Origin of the sequence: Dickeya sp. NCPPB 3274 (assembly GCF_000406205.1) — a bacterium.
Lineage (GTDB): Bacteria > Pseudomonadota > Gammaproteobacteria > Enterobacterales > Enterobacteriaceae > Dickeya > Dickeya fangzhongdai.
This window is the reverse complement of record NZ_CM001979.1, coordinates 2149491-2172114: the sequence shown is the minus strand read 5'-3', so window position 1 is coordinate 2172114 and position 22624 is coordinate 2149491. Positions and strand designations below refer to the sequence as shown.

At 58.1% G+C, this 22624-nt stretch carries 20 protein-coding genes; 14 read left to right on the top strand and 6 right to left on the bottom strand.

The features are described from left to right. Positions 1-42 precede the first annotated feature (42 nt). The 4 genes from cydD (at position 43) to infA (ending at position 4601) form a co-directional block, all read left to right on the top strand. The gene (cydD, locus tag DXX3274_RS09945; protein ID WP_042859649.1) at positions 43-1809 is read left to right on the top strand and encodes a cysteine/glutathione ABC transporter permease/ATP-binding protein CydD; all 1767 of its coding nucleotides are present in this window, start codon (positions 43-45) and stop codon (positions 1807-1809) included. A gap of 19 nt (positions 1810-1828) precedes the next feature. Continuing rightward, complete coding sequence (gene cydC, locus DXX3274_RS09940) at positions 1829-3550, top strand: cysteine/glutathione ABC transporter ATP-binding protein/permease CydC (protein WP_042862018.1); 1722 nt, start codon at positions 1829-1831, stop codon at positions 3548-3550. Between the two features lie 12 nt (positions 3551-3562). After that, positions 3563-4291 carry a leucyl/phenylalanyl-tRNA--protein transferase gene (gene aat, locus DXX3274_RS09935; RefSeq protein WP_042859648.1) on the top strand — a complete coding sequence of 243 codons (729 nt, stop codon included), beginning with the start codon at positions 3563-3565 and terminating at the stop codon, positions 4289-4291. A 91-nt stretch (positions 4292-4382) separates the two neighbouring features. Then, positions 4383-4601 carry a translation initiation factor IF-1 gene (gene infA, locus DXX3274_RS09930; protein ID WP_002211347.1) on the top strand — a complete coding sequence of 73 codons (219 nt, stop codon included), beginning with the start codon at positions 4383-4385 and terminating at the stop codon, positions 4599-4601. A gap of 236 nt (positions 4602-4837) precedes the next feature. On the opposite strand, the gene clpA is transcribed toward infA, so the two are convergent. Both clpA and clpS read right to left on the bottom strand, forming a co-directional pair. Next, positions 4838-7114, bottom strand: a complete 2277-nt coding sequence (gene clpA / locus DXX3274_RS09925; protein ID WP_038918854.1) for an ATP-dependent Clp protease ATP-binding subunit ClpA — start codon at positions 7112-7114, stop codon at positions 4838-4840. A 28-nt stretch (positions 7115-7142) separates the two neighbouring features. After that, positions 7143-7463, bottom strand: coding sequence for an ATP-dependent Clp protease adapter ClpS (clpS, locus tag DXX3274_RS09920; protein ID WP_033568380.1), 321 nt, complete (start codon positions 7461-7463; stop codon positions 7143-7145). Positions 7464-7786: 323 nt separating this feature from the next. On the opposite strand from clpS, the gene cspD reads away from it, so the two are divergent. After that, complete coding sequence (gene cspD, locus DXX3274_RS09915) at positions 7787-8008, top strand: cold shock-like protein CspD (RefSeq protein WP_022633331.1); 222 nt, start codon at positions 7787-7789, stop codon at positions 8006-8008. A 149-nt stretch (positions 8009-8157) separates the two neighbouring features. Here cspD and DXX3274_RS09910 read toward each other — a convergent pair whose 3' ends face one another. Next, positions 8158-9819, bottom strand: a complete 1662-nt coding sequence (locus DXX3274_RS09910) for an ATP-dependent endonuclease (protein ID WP_042859646.1) — start codon at positions 9817-9819, stop codon at positions 8158-8160. 253 nt (positions 9820-10072) lie between these two features. Between DXX3274_RS09910 and hcp the strand changes: the two genes are divergently transcribed. The 3 genes from hcp to DXX3274_RS09895 all read left to right on the top strand — a co-directional run bounded on the left by hcp (position 10073) and on the right by DXX3274_RS09895 (position 14553). Further along, the gene (gene hcp, locus DXX3274_RS09905) at positions 10073-11725 is read left to right on the top strand and encodes a hydroxylamine reductase (RefSeq protein ID WP_042859645.1); all 1653 of its coding nucleotides are present in this window, start codon (positions 10073-10075) and stop codon (positions 11723-11725) included. A 59-nt stretch (positions 11726-11784) separates the two neighbouring features. After that, positions 11785-12792, top strand: a complete 1008-nt coding sequence (gene hcr, locus DXX3274_RS09900; protein WP_042862017.1) for an NADH oxidoreductase — start codon at positions 11785-11787, stop codon at positions 12790-12792. Positions 12793-13089: 297 nt separating this feature from the next. After that, positions 13090-14553 carry a DUF2867 domain-containing protein gene (locus tag DXX3274_RS09895; RefSeq protein ID WP_042859644.1) on the top strand — a complete coding sequence of 488 codons (1464 nt, stop codon included), beginning with the start codon at positions 13090-13092 and terminating at the stop codon, positions 14551-14553. A gap of 37 nt (positions 14554-14590) precedes the next feature. Here the strand turns inward: DXX3274_RS09895 and DXX3274_RS09890 are convergent, their stop codons facing one another. Further along, positions 14591-15472, bottom strand: coding sequence for an N-acetylmuramoyl-L-alanine amidase (locus DXX3274_RS09890; RefSeq protein ID WP_050569853.1), 882 nt, complete (start codon positions 15470-15472; stop codon positions 14591-14593). Next, a complete protein-coding gene (locus tag DXX3274_RS09885) occupies positions 15469-15795 on the bottom strand; it encodes a heavy metal-binding domain-containing protein (RefSeq protein ID WP_038659382.1) in 327 nt (108 codons plus the stop codon). Before DXX3274_RS09885 ends, DXX3274_RS09890 begins: the two co-directional genes overlap by 4 nt. 352 nt (positions 15796-16147) lie before the next feature. Between DXX3274_RS09885 and artP the strand changes: the two genes are divergently transcribed. The 6 genes from artP (at position 16148) to DXX3274_RS09855 (ending at position 21435) form a co-directional block, all read left to right on the top strand. Beyond that, on the top strand, positions 16148-16876 hold the full coding sequence (gene artP / locus DXX3274_RS09880) for an arginine ABC transporter ATP-binding protein ArtP (protein WP_162942926.1): 729 nt from the start codon (positions 16148-16150) through the stop codon (positions 16874-16876). A gap of 17 nt (positions 16877-16893) precedes the next feature. Further along, entirely contained in the window at positions 16894-17625 is a 732-nt protein-coding gene (artJ, locus tag DXX3274_RS09875) for an arginine ABC transporter substrate-binding protein (protein WP_042859643.1), read from the top strand. Positions 17626-17640: 15 nt separating this feature from the next. Beyond that, a complete protein-coding gene (artQ, locus tag DXX3274_RS09870) occupies positions 17641-18357 on the top strand; it encodes an arginine ABC transporter permease ArtQ (RefSeq protein ID WP_042859642.1) in 717 nt (238 codons plus the stop codon). Further along, the gene (gene artM / locus DXX3274_RS09865; protein WP_042859641.1) at positions 18357-19028 is read left to right on the top strand and encodes an arginine ABC transporter permease ArtM; all 672 of its coding nucleotides are present in this window, start codon (positions 18357-18359) and stop codon (positions 19026-19028) included. Before artQ ends, artM begins: the two co-directional genes overlap by 1 nt. A 265-nt stretch (positions 19029-19293) precedes the next feature. Then, on the top strand, positions 19294-20043 hold the full coding sequence (locus tag DXX3274_RS09860; protein ID WP_042859640.1) for an arginine ABC transporter substrate-binding protein: 750 nt from the start codon (positions 19294-19296) through the stop codon (positions 20041-20043). Between the two features lie 198 nt (positions 20044-20241). After that, a complete protein-coding gene (locus DXX3274_RS09855) occupies positions 20242-21435 on the top strand; it encodes an MFS transporter (RefSeq protein WP_042859639.1) in 1194 nt (397 codons plus the stop codon). Between the two features lie 28 nt (positions 21436-21463). Here DXX3274_RS09855 and rlmC read toward each other — a convergent pair whose 3' ends face one another. Then, a complete protein-coding gene (rlmC, locus tag DXX3274_RS09850; protein ID WP_042859638.1) occupies positions 21464-22594 on the bottom strand; it encodes a 23S rRNA (uracil(747)-C(5))-methyltransferase RlmC in 1131 nt (376 codons plus the stop codon). Positions 22595-22624: the final 30 nt, after the last annotated feature.

Here is a 22624-nt window from a genome sequence, read left to right as displayed (position 1 = left end):
AAGCGTTATTTTCATGTACCAACTGGAAGCGATCGGCACCTGATGAAAGACACCCGACAACGAGAACTGACCCGCTGGCTGAAACAGCAAAGCCGTCTGGCGCACCGCTGGCTACGACTATCGCTGATGCTCGGTCTGGCAAGCGGCCTGCTGATTATGGCGCAGGCCTGGTTACTGGCCTCATTGCTGCACGCCCTGATTATCACCCACACCCCGCGCAACGAACTGACTACGACGTTTCTGCTACTGGCAACCACGTTCGTCTTACGGGCGTTGATCAACTGGATACGGGAACGCGTCGGTTTTCGTTGTGGTCAGACGATTCGCCAGCATATCCGCCAGCAGGTTCTGGATCGACTGCAACAGCTGGGGCCAGCCTGGATTCAGGGAAAACCAGCCGGCAGTTGGGCCACGCTGATACTGGAGCAGGTGGACGATATGCACGATTACTACGCCCGCTATCTGCCCCAGATGTATCTGGCCGTACTGATTCCGGTGCTGATCCTGATTATCGTGTTTCCGGTGAACTGGGCCGCAGGGGTCATTCTGTTAGCCACCGCGCCGTTGATCCCGTTGTTCATGGCGATGGTCGGCATGGGCGCCGCCGACGCCAACCGCCGCAACTTTCAGGCGTTGGCCAGACTGAGCGGCAACTTTCTTGATCGACTGCGTGGTCTGGATACCCTGCGCCTGTTCTATCGCGGCGAGGCGGAAACCGCACAGATTCGCCAGGCGTCGGAACAGTTTCGCAGTCGCACAATGGAAGTGCTGCGCATGGCCTTTCTGTCTTCCGGCGTGCTGGAATTCTTCGCGTCTATCTCGATCGCGGTGGTAGCGGTTTATTTCGGTTTCTCATATCTCGGCGAGTTGCATTTTGGCAGCTACGGCGTCGGCGTAACGCTGTTTGCCGGTTTTCTGGTGCTGATTCTGGCGCCGGAGTTCTTCCAGCCGCTGCGCGACCTCGGCACGTTTTACCACGCTAAGGCGCAGGCGGTCGGGGCGGCGGAAGCCCTGCACCGTTTCATGACGGCCGAAAGCGAGGAAACCGGAGCCGGCACGCACCTATTTCAAAGCGATACGCCTGTAACACTGGTAGCCCATGAGCTGATTATTCTGTCGCCCTCAGGTAAAACGTTGGCCGAGCCGCTCACCTTTACACTGGACGCCGGGCAACGGGTCGCGCTGGTCGGTCCCAGCGGCGCCGGGAAAAGCTCACTGCTGAACCTGCTGCTGGGCTTTCTGCCCTACCGCGGTTCACTGACGGTCAATGGCGAGGAACTGCGCACCCTGTCGTCCACGTCATGGCGGCAGCACCTGAGTTGGGTGGGGCAAAATCCTCAGTTGCCGGAACCCACGCTACGGCAGAACGTACTGCTGGGTCGCCCGGAGGCCAGCGACCATACGCTGCAACAAGCGCTTGAGCGCGCTTATGTGCACGAATTTCTGCCACAGTTGCCGCAAGGACTGGACACGCAGTTGGGCGACGATGCCGCCCGCCTGTCTGTCGGTCAGGCCCAGCGGGTCGCCGTGGCGCGCGCATTGCTGCACCCATGCCGATTACTGCTGCTGGATGAACCCTCAGCCAGCCTTGATGCGCACAGCGAACAGCGGGTCATGAGCGCGCTGAGCGAGGCGTCGCGCGCTCAGACCACATTGCTGGTGACCCACCAACTGAGCGAAATTCGGGACTATGACGAAATCTGGGTCATGGTCAACGGCCAGTTGGTCCAGCAGGGGAACTACCTTACCCTGAGTCAGGCCGCCGGGCCGTTTGCCGACTTACTGGCGCAACGCCGGGGAGAACTGTGAGATGGAAAAGATTCGGGCAATGCAGGTACTCAAACCCTTTCTGGCACTATATCGCCGCCACCTGTTCCGGCTTGGGCTGGGCATTGTGCTGGCGATTCTTACTCTGCTAGCCAGTATTGGCCTGTTGACGCTGTCAGGCTGGTTTCTGGCGGCCTCGGCCATCGCCGGTCTGGCCGGGCTGACCACGTTCAACTATATGCTGCCGGCGGCCGGGGTGCGCGGCGCGGCCATTCTGCGTACCGCCAGCCGTTACTTTGAGCGACTGGTAAGCCACGACGGCACCTTCCGCGTCCTGCTGCATCTGCGTGTGTTCACCTTCAGCCGTATCCTGCCGCTGGCGCCGGGCGGGCTGATTCGTTTTCGTCAGGCCGAGCTGCTCAACCGGCTGGTGGCGGATGTGGATACGCTGGACCATCTCTACCTGCGGGTAATTTCGCCGCTGGTGAGCGCGCTGGCCGTGATTCTGGCGCTGGCTTATGGCTTGAGCTGGCTGGATGCGTCGCTGGCGCTAACGCTGGCCGCCATCATGCTGGCGCTGCTGCTGGTGTTGCCTCTGGCGTTTTACCGTGCGGGACAACCGATCGGCGCCGACCTGACCGCGCTGCGCGCCCACTATCGGGTACAACTGACCACCTGGATTCAGGGGCAGGCCGAACTGGCGGTATTCGGCGCACTGGCGCCTTTTCGTCAGCAATTGGAAGTACTGGAACAGCGCTGGTTTGAACGGCAACGACAACAGGCCGGGCTGAGCGCGCTGTCACAGGCCATTCTGATTGCCGCCGGCGGCCTGACCGCTACCTTAATGCTGTGGCTGGCCGCCGGCGGCGTCGGCAGCGACCAGCAGCCAGGCGCGCTCATCGCGCTGTTTGTGTTCGCCGCGCTCGCCGCTTTCGAAGCGCTGGCTCCGGTCGCCGGCGCCTTCCAGCATATCGGGCAAGTCGTCGCGTCGGCGGCTCGAGTCGATCAGCTACTGAAACTGCGTCCGCCGGTCGCTTTTCCGTCTCAGGGCCCCACGCCGTTGGGACAGGTTCAGCTTACGCTGGATAAAGTGAGTTTTACCTACCCGGAACAAAACCAACCGGCGCTGAGCGGAATTTCGCTGACGCTTGCGCCGGGCGAGCATGTCGCGTTGCTGGGGCGTACCGGCTGCGGCAAATCGACGCTGTTGCAATTGCTGACCCGCGCCTGGGATTGCAGCGCCGGCGAAATCCATCTTAACGACACGCCGATCGCGGCATTCCCGGAGTCTACGCTGCGCGATGCCATGAGCGTGGTGCCGCAGCGGGTGCATATTTTCAGCGCGACGCTGCGTGAAAACCTACGCCTGGCGGCCCCTGCGGCCAGCGATGAGCGGTTGCAGGCGGTGCTAACGCAAGTCGGACTGGAAAAACTGCTGGAGGATCAGGGGCTCAACGCCTGGCTGGGCGAAGGGGGTCGCCAGTTGTCCGGCGGCGAACAACGCCGTATCGGCGTGGCGCGCGCCCTGCTCCACCCGGCGCCGCTGGTGTTGCTGGATGAACCGACCGAAGGGCTAGACGCCGATACCGAACAGCGCATACTGCAGTTATTACGTCAGCACTGCCTGGGTAAGACCCTGATCGTCATCACCCATCGCCTGAACGGACTGGAGAGTATGGACCGGCTGTGCGTGATGGATGGCGGACAACTGGTGGAACAAGGTTCGCATCATAGCCTGATGGCGTTGCAAGGGCGCTACTGGCAATTTCATCAACACCTGTAGGCCGAGGTGCGCATGCTGTTGTATGAACTGTCTCCGTTATCGCTGCAGTTTCCTAACCCGGAAACCGCGCTGCGGGATCCCAATGGTCTGCTGGCCTACGGCGGCGATCTGTCGCCCGAGCGCCTGCTAAGCGCCTATCGTCAGGGGATTTTTCCGTGGTTTTCACCGGGAGAGCCGATCCAGTGGTGGAGCCCGGACCCACGAGCGGTGCTGTTCCCGGCGCAGTTTCACCTTAGCCGCAGCATGAAAAAGTTCATTCGCCGCACCGATTATCGGGTCACCCTGAATCAGGCGTTTGAAGCGGTGATTTCCGCCTGCGCCAGCGAGCGCGAGGAAGGCACCTGGATTGGCAGGGACATCGTGCGCGCCTATGTTCAGTTGCACCTGTCCGGCCTGGCGCACTCGGTCGAGGTCTGGCGTGGTACCCAGTTGGTCGGCGGCCTGTACGGTATCGCTCAGGGCGCGCTATTTTGCGGCGAGTCGATGTTCAGCCGGGCGGATAACGCGTCCAAATACGCGCTGGCGGCGTTTCTGCAGCATTTCGTGCGCCACGGCGGCCAGTTGATTGATTGCCAGGTGCTCAACGACCATACTGCCTCGCTGGGCGCTTGTGACATTCCACGACGCGAGTTTCTGCATGAGCTGAATCGGCTGCAACAGACCGCATTGATCGATGGTTGCTGGCATCCGCAACCCCTGAATACCCAAGGTGCCGACACCCCTTGCGAAGGGGATAAATGAGCGGCAGCTACTTACGCGCCTTTACATAATGAGGGTTTTTCGGCATTATCTTGCCGGTTAAAAACTAAGGTAATTAAACCTAGAGGATTCGATGGCCAAAGAAGACAATATTGAAATGCAAGGCACCGTGCTGGATACGCTGCCCAACACCATGTTCCGCGTTGAGCTGGAAAACGGGCACGTGGTTACCGCTCATATCTCCGGTAAAATGCGTAAAAACTATATCCGCATCCTGACGGGTGACAAAGTGACTGTGGAACTGACCCCGTACGACCTGAGCAAAGGCCGCATTGTCTTCCGTAGCCGTTAACAACCGCGCTATCGCCTGAGGCGATGCGCCAGGGTGTTTACCTCTCTGCCCTTACCGTTCGGTGAGGGCGTTTGCATTTTAAGCCGGTCAATAACTTACCCGCCTATTAATTCGGACACCGCTGTAAGTACAGTCAGATAAAACGGTGTGGTGACCAACATAAATGCGACCGACATGAAAAAGGGCATCTGACGATGCCCTTGTGCGTTTTTAGCGTGATGGCGTAATCAATTCACTCAGTGAACCGCGCCTTCGGCTTTGGTCTTTTGCGCGCTCAGGAAGCGATACGTCAACTGTTGAGCTGCCTTATCCAGTTCCACTTTCACGGAACCGCCGTCCACCAGCGAGCCGAACAACAGTTCATTGGCCAGCGGTTTCTTGAGGTTTTCCTGAATGACGCGCGCCATCGGCCGCGCGCCCATCGCTTTGTCATAGCCTTTTTCCGCCAGCCAGTTGCGCGCTTCTTCGCTCACTTCCAGCGACACGCCTTTGGCGTCCAGCTGCGCCTGCAGTTCGACAATAAACTTGTCCACCACCTGCTGAATCACTTCCGCCGACAGATGGTTGAACCAGATGATGCCATCCAGACGGTTGCGGAATTCCGGCGTGAAAACTTTTTTGATCTCTTCCATCGCATCGCTGCTGTTGTCCTGCTGGATAAGACCAATGGACTTACGCTGTGTTTCCCGCACCCCGGCATTGGTGGTCATCACCACGATCACATTGCGGAAATCCGCCTTGCGGCCGTTGTTATCGGTCAGCGTACCGTTGTCCATAACCTGCAACAGCAGGTTGAACACATCCGGATGCGCCTTCTCGATCTCATCAAGCAGCAGTACCGAATGAGGATGCTTGATCACCGCATCGGTGAGCAAGCCGCCCTGATCGTAGCCCACGTAGCCCGGAGGCGCGCCAATCAAACGGCTGACCGTATGGCGTTCCATGTATTCAGACATATCGAAGCGCAGCAGCTCAATATCCAGCGCCTTCGCCAGCTGTACCGTTACTTCCGTTTTCCCGACCCCGGTCGGACCGGCAAACAGGAACGACCCGACCGGCTTGCGCTCATGCCCCAGACCGGCACGGCTCATCTTGATGGCTTCAGTCAGCGCCTCAATGGCTTTATCCTGCCCGAATACCAGCATCTTCAGACGATCGCCCAGATTGCGCAGCACATCACGGTCGCTGGCGGAAACGGTTTTCTCCGGAATACGGGCGATGCGGGCGACCACCGCTTCAATATCCGCCACATTGACGGTTTTCTTGCGTTTGCTCGCCGGCAACAGACGGCAGCGGGCGCCGGCCTCATCGATCACGTCGATCGCTTTATCCGGCAGATGACGGTCATTAATGTATTTCACCGCCAGTTCCACCGCCGCACGAATCGCCTTGGCGGTATAACGCACGTCGTGGTGCGCTTCGTATTTCGGCTTCAGACCGTTGATGATCTGCACCGTCTCTTCCACGCTCGGCTCGGTGATATCGATTTTCTGGAAGCGACGCGCCAGCGCGCGGTCTTTTTCGAAGATATTGCTGAATTCCTGATACGTGGTGGAGCCAATCACGCGAATCTTGCCGCTGGACAGCAACGGTTTGATCAGGTTGGCGGCGTCCACCTGGCCGCCGGAAGCCGCGCCAGCGCCGATAATAGTGTGGATCTCGTCGATAAACAGGATGCTGCTCTGATCCTGTTCCAACTGCTTGAGCAGCGATTTAAAGCGTTTTTCAAAGTCGCCGCGGTATTTGGTGCCGGCCAGCAACGAGCCGATATCCAGCGAGTAGAGCGTGCAGTCGGCCATCACTTCCGGCACGTCGCCCTGCACGATGCGCCAGGCCAGCCCTTCGGCGATAGCGGTTTTCCCCACGCCGGATTCGCCCACCAGCAACGGGTTGTTTTTACGGCGACGGCACAGCACCTGAATCGTGCGCTCCAGTTCGCTGTCGCGGCCGATCAGCGGGTCGATGCCTCCCACCCGGGCAAGCTGGTTGAGATTTGTGGTGAAGTTTTCCATACGCTCCTCCCCGCCAGCCTGTTCTTCGTTAACCGGATTTTCCGGGTTTGCCGCCGGACCGGTCTCTTCTTTGCGCGTACCGTGGGAAATGAAATTCACCACATCCAACCGGCTGACGTCGTGTTTGCGCAGCAGGTAAGCAGCCTGCGACTCCTGCTCGCTGAAGATGGCGACCAGCACGTTGGCGCCGGACACTTCGCTGCGCCCGGACGACTGCACGTGGAACACGGCGCGCTGCAGCACCCGCTGAAAACTCAGCGTCGGCTGGGTATCCCGTTCTTCATCATTTTGCGGCAGCGTGGGCGTGGTCTGTTCGATAAAGGTTTCCAGTTCCTGTCGCAGAACCGCCAGATCAACCGTACAGGCTTCCAGAGCCTCTCGTGCGGAGGGATTGCTGAGCAACGCCAGCAACAGATGTTCCACGGTCATAAACTCATGCCGGTGCTCGCGCGCTCTGGCGAAAGCCATGTTGAGACTGAGTTCCAGTTCTTGATTGAGCATAGGCACCTCCCCCAATAAATTGCCCTATTCAGGCTTTTTCCAGCGTACAAAGCAATGGATGCTCGTTCTCCCGGGCATAACGGTTCACTTGAGCCACCTTGGTTTCAGCCACCTCGGCGCTGTAGACGCCGCAAATGGCCTTGCCCTGATAGTGAACCGTAAGCATCAGTTGCGTTGCACGTTCAATATCATAAGAAAAGAACTTTTGCAGAACGTCAATAACAAATTCCATCGGCGTGTAATCATCGTTGTTAAGTATCACTTTATACATCGATGGAGGCTGTAAGGCTTCAGTATAATGCTCTTTGGTCAGGTCGTCGGTCTGCGCCCCGGTGCTATGATTTCCCATCTTCTACCCAAATCAGTTCTGATACTTATCCGCTGGCTGTCTTCACAGCAGCATGCCTGATTTTTATTGTATCACCGCCCGGTCAAAATCGCTCAGACCCCAAAAACGCGCCCTTCCTGATATTAACGGCAATAAAACCCGACGATAGCGTTATCTGTATCAAATTTTCACAAACCTGCGGCAAAGTGTCGGATTCGGGTGCTTGACGGCAAGGGCGATTTCACTAGAGTGTAGAGTTGAATTGATGTCGTTTTAATCAATTCGGTTTTGCCTTAACCCAATAACCTCACCTTAGAGAACACTCTAGCGAAGGATGAAGATTCATGGAGACAGGTACTGTTAAATGGTTCAATAACGCCAAAGGCTTTGGCTTTATTTGTCCCGAGAGCGGCGGTGAAGATATCTTCGCCCACTATTCAACCATTCAGATGGACGGCTACAGGACGCTGAAAGCAGGTCAGGTGGTGCAATTCACCGTGCACCAGGGACCCAAAGGAAATCACGCCAGTCTGATCGTGCCGGTAGTCGGCGAAACGGTCGCCTGAATGTTCACCCCACGCTTTCCGGTCTTTCTCCTTTAATTCCTGTGACCAGGTCAAACGAGTCCAATGCCGGTCGCAAAGCGGCCGGCATTCTTTATGCTCCCGTCACATGCTTGCTACACGCGACAGGCTCGTTCCGCCGGGTCACACGCCTAATCCGCCCGCCCGCGCGCCAGCCACAATACCCGTGAAAACATGCTGCGAATCAGCGGCGGAATGGCCGATTCCCCCTGAGACGCCGCCTCCAGCGCCACTTCAATCGCCAGATCCGGTTTAGAGGTACGGTGAATCGCCTTGGTGATGACCTTGGCCGCCGACAGCGGCACCGGCTCAGGCAACTGCGCAACCCGGTGATAGACCTGACTAAAGCCGTTGCGATACATGAAATGCTCCATATCCAGCGCCGGCAGCACGGTCAAATGATCGCGTTCGGACTCACTCTGCGATTGCAGCAGGCTACGAACCGTGGCGGCGTATTTCTTCCCGGCATCATCGCCATCCACCAGCACATGCCATTCGATACCCATCCGATAGGCGAATTTCAGCAGCGGTTTTAACCCCACCTGCGCAAACTCGATCACCCTCACGCCTTCCGCCTCGAAGTGGTGACCGCACTGACGCGCCAGTTCACTGAGCATCCAGACCTCGGTTTCGCCTTCCACCAGCAGCCAGCAACGCGCGAATAACGACGCCGGGCGATTAAACCGAATGTGAAAGGTAATGCGGCGGCTATCTTCCTGCGTCATGCCCTGGCGGCCGATACGGTAGGTCGCGACCTTCGCCGATTCGCGCACCAGACGGCAAACCTGTTCTACCGGCACCAGCGACAGCAGTTCGCCGGAATTGGTGGTGGTGATTTTTTGCAGCGGCAACTGCGTCAGCAGCCCCCACGCCACCGACAGCATAATCGGGTGCAGCCGGGTTTCCGGGTCTTCAATCAGCAACAGCGGCCGGGCGTGCGGATCAAGCGCCGCGGAGCCCTTGGCCTGCAGCAGGGTAGAAAACAGCTCCAGCAGGATAATACGGCGGCTGCGGCTGTTGGGGCCGGAAATCATGCGGTTGATGTTATCCAGCGAGCGCCATGCCCGGCCATTGCCCGCGCGGGCATGGCGATGGTGACGCCGATCGTTCGGATCCGCGCCCTGCTCGGAAAAATAGTGCTCGACCAGTTGACGCATCGCCACCAGACCTTGCCGCAGCTCCTGATTGGTCAACCGATTGGGATTTTGCGCCAGTTCGCGCACCAGCGTCTCAAACTGGCGCGATAGCCGATCGTTATCATCGATTTGCGGCATCAACGTGCCGGTGCGAAAACGGCGAATAAAGCGGGCGTCGCGCAGCCGCAGCACCGGATGCAGACGAACCACTTCGCCGGCCAGCCAGTCGATATTGTCCAGCGGCAATGCCTGACCATTGGCATCAAGAAAACTGCGCCAGGTAAAAATCGCCTGGCTTTCATCCATTTCCCCTTCCAGCCGATAGAAAATGCGGTGCAACCGCCCGTCGCCCTTGATCCATACCGGCGACAACGAACGATAACGGGGAGCCAGATGGTGGCCGGGCTCAGATTCGCAAAACGTGAAGATCACCTGCAGATGACGCTCGCGACTGGTTTCGTTGCCCGGCGTAAAATGAAAATCCTGCAGATCAAAGTGATAAAGCGGTGGTGACGGCGTCAGCAGCAGCGACAGCGCATCCAGCAGGCTGGATTTGCCCCAGGCGTTTTCGCCGATCAGCACGGTATTGTCGTCCAGCGTCAGCGACAGTCGGTTGATACCACGGAATCCAAGAATCTCGACTCTTTCCAGATACATCCGTGCCTCCTGTTCGGTGGTCTTCTCACGAGAATGACGATAAAAGCGCAGCAGGGTCAAGCCCTATGCCTCGGATCTGCCTCGCGACGCATAAAAATGCCCTGCGGATGCGAGTGATTGTCATCCACAAGTAAAAATTGAGCTAAATCAACTTGGCCTTAAATTGCCTATAAAAGATCTTTTTAGTCACCGGCAAACCGTTCTATGCTTCAAAACAAGCATTATAAATGCAACTTTAAACAAGGAAGCCATTATGTATTGTGTGCAATGTGAACAGACCATCCGAACCCCGGCCGGCAATGGCTGCGCCTACGCGCAGGGCATGTGCGGCAAAACCGCCGAAACTTCCGACCTGCAGGACCTGCTGGTCGCCGTTCTCCAGGGGCTGTCCGCCTGGGCGCTGCAGGCGCGCGCATTGGGCATCATCGACCATGAGATCGACAATTTTACGCCCCGCGCGTTCTTCGCCACCCTGACCAACGTGAATTTTGATTCGCCGCGTATCATCGGCTACGCCCGCGAAGCAATTAGCCTGCGCCAGGGGCTGGCCGCCCGTTGCCGGCTGCTGGACGCCGCCGTCGCGGTCGATCATCCGATGGCGGAACTGCAACTGGCGGGCGACGATATCCCGACGCTGCTGCAACAAGCGGCGATGTTCGCGCTTAATAAGGATAAAGCCGCTATCGGCGAGGATATTCACGGGTTGCGCATGCTGTGCCTGTATGGTCTGAAAGGCGCAGCCGCCTATATGGAACATGCCCACGTGCTGGGGCAGTACGATGACGCGCTGTACGCCGATTTCCATGCGTTTATGGCCTGGCTCGGCACCGCGCCCACCGATGTCGACACCTTGCTCGGCAACGCGCTGGCTATCGGCAAGATGAATTTCGGCGTAATGGCGATACTGGATCAGGGGGAAACCTCCGCCTACGGTCATCCGCAGCCGACTCAGGTTAACGTACGCCCGGTGGCGGGCAAGGCGATTCTGATTTCCGGTCATGACCTGAAAGACCTGCGTATGCTGCTGGAACAGACCGAAGGCACCGGTATCAACATCTATACCCACGGCGAAATGCTGCCGGCGCACGGCTATCCGGAACTGAAGAAATTTGCTCATCTGGTCGGCAACTACGGCAGCGGCTGGCAGAATCAGCAAAGCGAATTCGCTAAATTCCCTGGCCCAATCCTGATGACCTCCAACTGCATCATCGACCCCAACGTAGGCCAGTATACCGACCGTATCTGGACCCGTAGCATCGTCGGCTGGCCGGGCGCGCAGCACCTCGAAGGCGATGATTTCAGCGCGGTGATCGCTCAGGCGCAGCAACTGCCGGGGTTCCCGTACAGTGAAATCGAGCACCTGATTACCGTCGGTTTTGGTCGCCAGACCCTGTTGAACGCCGCCGATACCGTGATTGATCTGGTCGCCAGTAAGAAACTGCGGCACGTATTTCTGGTCGGCGGTTGCGACGGCAGCCGTACCGAACGCAGCTACTACACCGATTTCGCGCTCAACGTCCCGCAAGACTGCCTGATCATGACGCTGGCGTGCGGTAAATATCGCTTCAATAAACTGGACTTCGGCACGCTGGAAGGCTTGCCGCGTCTGCTGGATGTCGGCCAGTGCAACGACGCCTACTCCGCCATCATGCTGGCGGTCAATCTGGCGGAAAAACTGGGCTGCGGCGTCAACGACCTGCCGCTGAGTCTGGTACTGTCCTGGTTTGAACAGAAAGCCATCGTCATCCTGCTGACGCTGCTGGCGCTGGGCGTAAAAAATATTTATACCGGCCCGACCGCCCCTGGCTTCCTGACGCCGTCGCTGCTGGCGATCCTGAACGAAAAGTTCGGCATGCGCGCCATCACCACCGTGGAACAGGACCTCAAAGACATCCTCGCCGCCTGATTTTTTGTTGACCTTCGCCTTCCGCCGTCGCATGGCGGAAGGCTGTTATGGAGACCGCCATGACCATGCCTACCCCGCAGTGCCCCAACCGCATGCAGGTGCACTCTCTTCATCAGGAAACGCCGGATGTATGGACGCTTTCCCTGATCAACCATGACTTCTATCCCTGGCAACCCGGCCAGTACGCGCTGGTCAGCATCGCCAACAGCAGTGAAACGCTGCGCGCTTATACCCTGTCTTCCTCGCCCGGACTGAGCCCGTTCATCACCTTCACGGTACGTCGGTTGGAAAACGGCGTCGGTTCGCGCTGGCTGACCGAACAGGTGAAGCCCGGCGATTATTTATGGATCTCCGATGCGCAAGGTGAATTCACCTGCACCCGCGCCGTCAGCGACCGTTACCTCATGCTGGCGGCGGGCTGCGGCGTTACGCCGATCATGTCGATGACGCGCTGGCTGCTGGTCAATCGCCCGCACACGGACATTCAGGTCATTTTCAATGTACGCTCCCCGCAGCACGTGATTTTTGCCGACGAATGGCAAGCACTCCGCCAGCGTTATCCACAGCAACTGCAACTGACCCTGATGGCGGAACAGCAGGCTGAAGCCGATTTTCTCAACGGCCGCCTCACTGAGTCGGTCCTGTCGCAACAGGTACCGGATATCGCCAGTCGCACCGTGATGACCTGCGGCCCGCAACCCTATATGCAACAGGTGGAAACCCTCTGTCTACAGGCCGGCGTTCCACGCGAGCGCATCTTCAAAGAGCAGTTCGGCGCGCCGGAAGCCGCCGTGGACGAAGATGGCGAACAACTCACCATGACCATCCGCCATTCGTTGCAACAGCTGAAAGTTCCGGTCGGCATCAGCCTGCTGGCGGCGCTGGAAAGCCACCAGTTACCGGTAAACGCCGCCTGCCGCGCCGGGGTATGCGGTAGCTGCAAGACCCGGATTCTCAGCGGCAGCTACACCACCACCAGCACCATGACGCTGACGCCTGACGAAATTGAAAACGGCTATGTGTTGGCCTGTAGTTGCCAGTTGCAAGGCGATGTCGAACTGGCCTGATTTTTCCGCTCGTCCTTGCCATGCCGCTTACACCACGCTCTGGATCCACCCCGCACTTTCGTTAAGAAACCGTTAAGGCGGGGTTTTTCCCCTTTCTGCTTCCGGCTATATTAGGTTGTGTCACGTATATTGAAAGGCACAGCCTACGCTGTATTAAATATGCATACCCAAAATAATTCGAGTTGCAGGCCAACGCATCTGCAACGTGAAGTATGACGGGTATATTGCGGGTGTGAACATCGACAGGGACACCGCTGCAGTTTCAATCGCGCTGTTGTGGCAGGAGCAAACACCATAATGACCAGACCCGCCCCGATTCTGATCCTTGGCGCCAGTGGCTACATTGGCCGTCATCTCCTCACGCGTCTAAGCCAACAAGGTCAAACGGTGATTGCCGCGTCGCGTCACATCGACTCGCTGGCGGCCCTGAATCTTCCCGGCATACGCTGTGAATACGTTGATCTGATGAAGCCGTACACGCTGCCGGAAGGATTATGGCAGGCAGACACCCTCTACTATCTGGCGCACAGCATGGGCGATGGCGCCGATTTTCTGGAGCGGGAATACCAGTCGGCGCAAAATCTGCGTCAGGTGCTGCGAAGCAGCCGGATTCGGCAGATAATTTATCTCGGTTCGGCGCAGGCGGTGTGTCACCCTTCCACCCATATGCAGGCGCGCAAACTGACCGGCGACATTCTGCGCAGCAGCGGTATCCCGATCACCGAATTGCGCGCCGGCATTATCGTCGGCCCCGGTTCCGCCGCATTCGAAATCCTGCGCGATATGGTGAACAATTTGCCGGTGCTGACGCCGCCGCGCTGGGTGCGGTCGAAATCCGCGCCGATTGCGCTGGAAAACCTGCTTACCTACCTGACGGAACTGCGCCACTACCCTGCGGAGCGTCATCGGGTTTTCGATGCCGCCGGGCCGGAATACCTTAGCTATCAGACCCTGTTCGAACGATTCATTCGTATTACCGGCAAACGTCGCCTGTTGCTGCCGATTCCGGTGCCGACCGGGTTGGTATCGGCCTGGTTTCTGAACATGGTGACCTCCGTTCCCGGCTCTACCGCACGGGCGCTGGTACAGGGGTTGCGACACGATCTACCGATGGACGACGGCGAACTGCGTCGCCTGATTCCCCAGCGGCTGATCGGGTTTGATGAAGCGGTGCGGGCCACGCTGGCCGATGAAAAAGCGGCGGCGCAACACCCGGACTGGGGGTATGACCCCGATGTTCTGGCGCGCTGGCAACCCAATTACGCGTTCTACCCCAAACAGGCGGGTTACAGCCACAAAACCGGGGCCAGCAGCCAGGCATTGTGGCAGGTCATCCAGCAGGTCGGAGGCCGGGAAGGCTACTTTTACGCCAACCTGCTGTGGGCTATCCGCGCCCGAATAGATGATTTATGCGGCAATCAGGTGATTTACCACCGTCCGGAGCGGGCTGAATTAATGGAAGGCGACTTCGTCAACGGCTGGAAGGTCATCCGGGTCAGGCCTCATCAGCAGTTGGTGCTGCTGTTTGGCATGAAAGCGCCTGGACTGGGACGTCTGGTCTTCTCCATTGACGATCGTGGCGCGTATCGGGTGTTGGATGTTCGTGCCTGGTGGCACCCCGCCGGCAGCCGCGGGCTGGGTTACTGGTTCCTGATGATGCCCGCGCATCTGTTTGTGTTTCGGGGCATGGCGCGCCGTATCGCCGTACTGGCGCAGGAGGCCGAACAGCGGGACATCGTTCGCCTCCCCCACAGCGATTAAGCCGCCTATCTTCCTGCCGCGCCGCCGGCGGCGCAGATTATCGCCCAGCCCCCGCACTGCTGCGGGGCGCGGCGCCGTACTTCTCCAGCAGCGCATCGGCGATCGCTTCGGTTTCTGCATCGGCCTCACCATCATACCGTTGCGGCCGGAAATGCATTTGGAATGCCGCCACCACCTGCTGTTGCTGGCGCACGCTCATGCCCGGATTGACCTCATAACCATAACGCGCCAGTTTCTCCAGCAGCGTCTGTCTGTCCACCGGTGTAGATTCTGGTCGTCCTCTGAGATAGAAATGCACCCGTTGCGGCTCCGGCCAGGCGCCAACGCCCGCCATCGCCAGTTGATGCCAGGGAAACAGCGGCCCCGGGTCGACCTTGCGCTGGGGAGCAATATCGCTGTGCCCTACCACATCCTGCGGCGCAATCTGGTAACGGGCGATGATGTCCCGGGCGAGGTGGGTCACCAGCGTGATCTGTTGCGGAGTATAAGGCTGCCACCAGCGGGTACCGGACGCCGTTTGCCGCCAGCCGGGGTTTTCCTGTTCGATGCCGATCGAGGTGGCGTTCAACTGACTGTAACCGCGCCAGTAGCTGGTGCCTGCATGCCAGGCCGCCTGCGACTCCGGCACCAGTTTCCACACCACGGGCTTGCCATTAACCTGCGGCGGATAGGCCGGCACCAGATAATGCGCGCTGACATGTTCGGCGGTGAGTTTTTCCAGCGAATTGCCTAAATCTTCGGCCGTATAGTGAAATACCAGAAAGCGGACCCGTTCTCCCCGGCTGACAGCCGGAGACGACAGATCCAACTGGTAATCGCCCTCATCGACATAGCGTTCGCGAGTCTGACAACCTGCCAGCAGCGTTAACGCCGCCAACGCCACACTCCGCCATGTCAGCCCGATGCGCCCGCAGGTCATGATCGGCGAACCACCACCGCGGTGCCGCTGACGGACACCATCAGCATGCTGGCGTCCTTACCCACGGTTTCATAATCGATGTCGATGCCAACCACCGCGTTCGCGCCCAGTTCCTGCGCCTGCTGCTGCATTTCACGAAACGCTATCTGCCGGGCGTTGCGTAACTCTTTTTCATAGGCGCCGGAACGGCCGCCGACGATATCGCGGATACCGGCGAAGAAATCCCGAAAAATATTGGCGCCAAGGATGGCTTCGCCCGTCACCACGCCGCAGTAGCTTTCAATAACCTGTCCTTCCAGGGTTGGTGTGGTGGATAATTGCATCATGCCTCCTCGTCTCAGATGTTCGGCAGCCGGCTCGACTGCACATTCTCACAGCCTTCTTACGCTTTTATAGCAATTTCTGCCACTAAAAGACTTTTTCACAACACAGAAGTCATCAATCGCGCTTTTCAGCAACGTAGCTCGCTACAGCCGGGGTTGGTTATAGCTGAGGATTGTCCGCCGCAAGTCGGCTCTCGCCCTGACAAATCCGCCTGCCATCGCAGCAAAGCACGATTTTGTGCTAAAATATCGACAATAAGTCGTGTATTTGCAAATTTTAACCCACGACGATTGCATAACTATTCTGCCGAGGCTACCATTTGCGGCATCAATGTCTATTCAATTCTTGCGCATGAGTATTCAACTAAACAGCATTAACTGTTTCTATGGCGCACATCAGGCGCTGTTCGATGTCACCCTTGATTGTCCATCCGGAGAAACGCTGGTGTTGCTGGGTCCCAGCGGGGCCGGTAAAAGTTCGTTATTGCGGGTGCTGAACCTGCTGGAAACGCCCCGTTCCGGTACGCTCAACATCGGCGGCAATACCTTCGATTTCAGCCAGACGCCCGGCGAAAACGCCATTCGCGAACTGCGCCGCAATGTCGGCATGGTGTTCCAGCAGTACAATTTGTGGCCGCACCTCACCGTGCAGCAGAATCTGGTCGAAGCGCCCTGCCGCGTGCTGGGGCTGGGTCGTCAGGAAGCGCGGGAGCGGGCGGACAAGTTGTTGAGCCGTCTGCGACTGAACGACTTCGCCGATCGCTACCCGTTGCACCTCTCCGGCGGCCAGCAGCAGCGTGTCGCTATCGCCCGCGCGTTGATGATGGAACCGCAGGTGCTGCTGTTTGACGAGCCGACCGCAGCGCTCGATCCGGAAATCACCGCTCAGGTCGTCAGCATTATTCAGGAATTGAGCGAAACCGGCATCACCCAGGTGATCGTCACCCACGAAGTCGATTTCGCACGTAAAACCGCCAGCCGCGTGGTGTACATGGAAAACGGCCGTATTGTGGAACAAGGCGACGCCTCGCATTTTACCCAACCTCAGACACCGGAATTTGCTGGCTATTTATCTCACTGATAGATAAGGATAATAAGATGAAAAATTTGTTCGTTGCCGCCCTGCTCGGCGGGTTAAGCCTTTCCGCTGGCGCAGCCGAAACTATCCGTTTTGCCACTGAAGCGTCCTACCCTCCGTTTGAATCGGTGGACGCCAGTAACCAGATCGTCGGGTTCGATATCGACCTGGCCAACGCGCTGTGCAAACAGATCCAGGCCACCTGTACTTTCAGCAATCAGGCATTCGATAGTTTGATCCCCGGCCTGAAATTCCGCCGTTACGATGCGGTGATTGCCGGTATGGATATCACGCCGGAGCGCCAGCAACAGGTGACCTTCACCCAGCCGTACTATGAAAACTCGGCGCTGTTCATCGCCCAGAAAGGCAAGCTGGCCGATATCACCGCGCTGAACGGCAAGCGTGTCGGTGTACAGAACGGCACCACCCACCAGAAATTCCTGCTGGACAAGCATAAAGACATCACCGTGGTGCCGTACGACAGCTACCAGAACGCGGTGCTGGACCTGAAAAACGGTCGTCTGGACGCCGTCTTCGGCGACACCGCCGTCGTGAACGAGTGGCTGAAACAGAACGAGAATCTGGCGTCGGTGGGCGACAAGGTTACCGATAAAGACTACTTTGGCATCGGCCTGGGGATTGCCGTTCGTCAGAACAACGACGAGCTGGTGAAAAAATTCAACGATGCGCTGAACAAGATCAAGCAGGATGGCACCTACCAGACCATCTACAAGAAATGGTTCCAGCAGTAAGCCGACTAAGACTCAATGACTGAATTCCAACCTCTTGCAAGCGCCGCCGGGATGACCGTCGGCCTTGCCGTTTGCGCCCTGGTGCTGGGGCTGCTGCTGGCGATGCTGTTTGCCCTGTGGGAAACGGCGCGCTGGAAAGCCGTCAGCGCCTGCGGCACCGCTGTCGTCACCCTGCTGCGCGGCCTGCCGGAAATTCTGGTGGTGCTGTTTATCTATTTTGGTTCGTCGCAGTTGCTGCTGATGTTGTCCGATGGCTTCACGCTTAATCTCGGCCTGACGCAGGTGCCGGTCAAACTGAATATCGATAACTTTGAAGTCAGCCCGTTTCTGTGCGGCGTCATTGCGCTGTCGCTGCTGTATGCCGCCTATGCGTCTCAGACGTTGCGTGGCGCGCTGAAAGCGGTACCGCGCGGCCAATGGGAGTCCGGGCAGGCGCTGGGAATGAGCAAAAGCGTGATTTTCCGTCGGTTGATCATGCCACAAATGTGGCGTCATGCGCTGCCGGGGCTGGGCAACCAGTGGCTGGTGCTGCTGAAAGATACCGCGCTGGTATCGCTGATCAGCGTCAACGACCTGATGCTGCAAACCAAAAGCATCGCCACCCGTACTCAGGAACCCTTTACCTGGTACATGATTGCGGCGGCGATCTATCTGGTGATTACCCTGTTGAGTCAGACAGTCCTGAACAGGATTGAAGCTCGCGCCACGCGCTTTGAACGGAGGCCGTCCTGATGCTGAGCTACATTCCCGAACTGCTGAAAGGGCTGCACACCAGCCTGCTGCTGACGCTGGCCGCGCTGCTGCTGGCGTTGCTGCTGTCGCTATTGCTGACGGTGATCCTGACGCTGAAAACCCCGGTAGCGTCGCAGATAGCCAAAGGCTACATCACATTGTTCACCGGTACTCCGCTGCTGGTGCAGATTTTCCTGATTTACTACGGTCCCGGTCAGTTCGCTGCGATCCGCCAGACCGACTGGTTGTGGAGTCTGCTGTCTCAGCCGTGGTTGTGTGCGGTCAGCGCGTTGGCGCTTAACAGCGCGGCTTATACCACGCAGCTGTTCTACGGCGCGGTACGAGCAATTCCGTCCGGACAGTGGCAATCCTGCGCCGCGCTGGGCATGAATCAACGCCAGACGCTGCGCATCCTGCTGCCGTTTGCGTTCAAGCGCGCGCTCTCTTCGTACTCTAACGAAGTGGTACTGGTGTTCAAAGGCACCTCGCTGGCGTACACCATTACGCTGATGGAAGTGATGGGCTACGGCCAGCTGCTGTACGGCCGCACCTATGATGTGCTGGTGTTTGGCGCGGCAGGCATCGTCTACCTGTGCGTCAATGGCTTGCTGACGCTGCTGATGCGTCTGGTCGAACGGCGCGCATTGCGCTTCGAACAGCGCAACACCTGAACCATCAGTAAATGTAACCTAATTACTGACTACGCCGGCGTTCATGCCGGCGTTTTTTATGCATCGCATCCAGCCTGTCCATCGATTTAAATCTGCTTTATTTTTATTCAATTACCCCAATCACGTCTTAACCACACTGCCACACCGCAAATTAAAATGAATTTATAATCATATTATTTGCATATAAATACATTTAATGGCATGGTGTCGTCATCCTTTTCAGCGACCATCACGTTGATAAACATAAGTTAAGCTGGAGTACTCCATGAAGAAGTTCGTCCTTGCCGCACTGCTGGCCAGCACCACCTTTAGCACCATGACCTTTAACGCCACGGCGGCTGATACCATCCGCTTCGCCGCGTCGGCGACGTATCCGCCGTTCGAATCACTGGATGCCGGCAACCAGATCGTCGGGTTTGATATCGATCTCGCCAACGCGCTGTGCAAACAATTACAGGCTACTTGTACCTTCACCAATCAGGCGTTCGACAGCCTGATTCCGGCGCTGAAATTCCGCCGTTATGACGCCGTTATTTCCGGCATGGACATCACGCCGGAACGCAGCAAGCAAGTGGCGTTTACCCAGCCTTACTACGCCAACTCGGCGATCGTTATCGCTCAGAAAGGCAAATTCCACACGCTGGCGGACCTGAAAGGTAAACGCATCGGCATGGAAAACGGCACCACGCACCAGAAATTCCTGCAGGACAAGCATCCTGAAGTGAAAACCGTCCCGTACGACAGTTACCAGAATGCGCTGATCGACCTGAAAAACGGTCGTCTGGACGGCGTGTTCGGCGATACCGCGGTGGTGAACGAATGGCTGAAAACCAATCCTGATCTGTCCACCGTGGGCGAGAAAGTCACCGATCCCGCCTACTTCGGCATCGGGCTGGGTATTGCGGTGCGCCCGGACAATCAGGCGCTGCTGGAAAAATTGAACAGCGCGCTGAACGCCATCAAAGCCGACGGCACCTACAAGGCCATCAACGATAAGTGGTTCCCGCAGCAGTAATCCCGCTCTTGTTTTTATGATGCTGTTTTTATAATGCCGTTCTTATAATGTTACTTTCACGCTGCCGGGTGCCGCCGGCAGCGCGCCGCGCCGGCCATCGATTTGCACCCGCCTTGTATTTTGTACTTATCAAATCCCCTGCGGATTGATTTAATAGCGTTTTCTCTTTACGGGTCATCACCTTCAGGCAGGAAATCGATGTCGCTGGATTTTTCAACATTGAAACGCATCCCGAAAGGGGTATGGGTATTGGGCGGCGTCAGCCTGTTGATGGACATTTCGTCGGAAATGATCCACAGCCTGCTGCCGTTATTCATGACGACGGTCCTCGGCACCAGCGTGGTCTTGATCGGATTGATTGAAGGACTGGCGGAAGCGACCGCGCTGATCATCAAAGTGTTCTCCGGCGCGCTCAGCGATTACCTCGGCAAACGCAAAGGGCTGGCGCTGCTAGGATATGGTCTGGGCGCCGTCAGCAAGCCGTTGTTTGCGCTTGCGACCTCATCCGGTCTGGTGCTGGGCGCCCGCCTGCTCGACCGGGTAGGCAAAGGCATTCGCGGCGCGCCGCGCGATGCACTGGTCGCGGACGTCACGCCGCCCGATATTCGGGGCGCGGCGTTTGGCCTGCGTCAGTCGCTGGACACCATCGGCGCCTTCGCCGGTCCGCTGCTGGCGGTCGCGCTGATGTTGCTGTGGCAGGACGATTTTCGCGCTATTTTCTGGGTGGCGTTCATCCCCGGCGCCCTGGCGATCGCCCTGCTGTTTTTCGGCTTGCGCGAACCTGAACAAAGCAATGCAGCCAAACGTACCAACCCGATCCGGCGCGATAACCTGAAACGGCTATCCGCCCAGTATTGGTGGGTGGTCGGTCTGGGGGCGGTATTTACGCTGGCGCGCTTCAGCGAAGCTTTTTTGGTGCTGCGCGCGCAGCAGGTCGAGATTCCCGTGGCGCTGATTCCGCTGGTGATGGTGGCGATGAATCTGGTTTATGCCTGTTCCGCCTATCCATTCGGCAAACTTTCCGACCGGATGGATCATCATCGTCTGCTGAAAATGGGCCTGTTGGTGCTGATTGCCGCCGATGTGGTACTCGCCATCAGCCAGCACTGGCTCGGCGTGATTATCGGCGTCGCGTTATGGGGCGTACACATGGGAATGACGCAGGGGTTGCTGGCTGCGATGGTGGCTAACACCGCACCGGCGGACCTGCGCGGGACCGCCTACGGCGTCTTCAACCTGATAAGCGGCGTAGCACTGCTGCTGGCCAGTCTGAGCGCCGGGATTCTGTGGGACGTCTGGGGCGCGGCGTCCACCTTTTACGCCGGCGCGCTGATCTGCCTGATCACGCTGGCCGGCATGGCGCTGATGCCGCGCTCGCGGTTATCTCGTTAAACGGTTATCGCGTTAAACCGTCATCACGTTAAACGCGCCGGTACAGCAGCGCCAGTACCTCGTAATGCGCGGTATGCGGGAACATATCGAATAGCTGCGCCTGCTGTATCTGGTACGCCGGCAGGCGCGCAATGTCTCTCGCCATGCTCTCGGCATTGCAACTGGAGTACAACAGATACGGCGGCGCCATCCGGCTCAGGTAATCGCACAATTCAGCGCCGATACCGCGCCGGGGCGGATTGACGATCACCAGATCCGGCGTCTGGCTTTCGCCAACGGCAAAGCGGGTGGAATCAAGCGCGGCGAAACTGACGTCCGTCAGCCCCAGTTGCGCCGCCGAACGCCGGGCACAGGCGATAGCTTCCGGGCTGATCTCAATGCCGGTAAGCGGCGTATCAGGACTGGCGCAATGCAGGCCGAATCCGCCTACGCCACAAAACAGATCCCACAGGCTGCGCACCGGCAACGCTGACACCCACTGCCGGGCGGTGTCATACAACGCCGCCGCTACCTGCGGGTTGGTCTGGAAGAAACTTTGCGGCCGGATATACAGCGGCACCTGATTAAAGCGCTCTTCCAGCGCCTGCGCGTCCGTCAGCGCAATCTCCTGCTCCCCTTCCAGTATCGCCTGATGAACCGGCTGAATATTCGCCGATATCACCGCCAGCTGCGGCAATTGTTGTTGCAGCCAGGGCAACGCGGCGCGCAATTGCGCCAGCTTGGTTTCGGATCGCAGCACAAAGCGCAGCATGAAGCGACCGCTCAAGGTGCTTTGCGTCAACAACAGGTATTTCAATTCTCCCCGACGCCGGGCGACGTTATAGGGGGTTAAACCGGCCCGGGCGATGAAGGCTTTCAGTATGGCTAACACCGGCGCAAAGCTGTCGGGATACAGCGGGCAATCGCAGAGATCCACCGCCGAACCGTCACGGTGCAACATTCCCAACAACGGGCGTTCCACACTGCCGCTGACCACCATCTTGGCTTTATTGCGAAAGGCGATTTCCGCCGAGGTTACCGGCGTCAGCCATTGTTGAACCGGATGGGCGGACAGCAATCCGATCAGGTGTTGCTGCTTATCGCTCACCTGCTGCGGATAGCCGATTTCCAGCCATTGGCAGGAATGGCACGAACCGTCGTTATAGCGGGCACATTGCATGGAAAATCTGAAATCTGTCGTCAACATCAA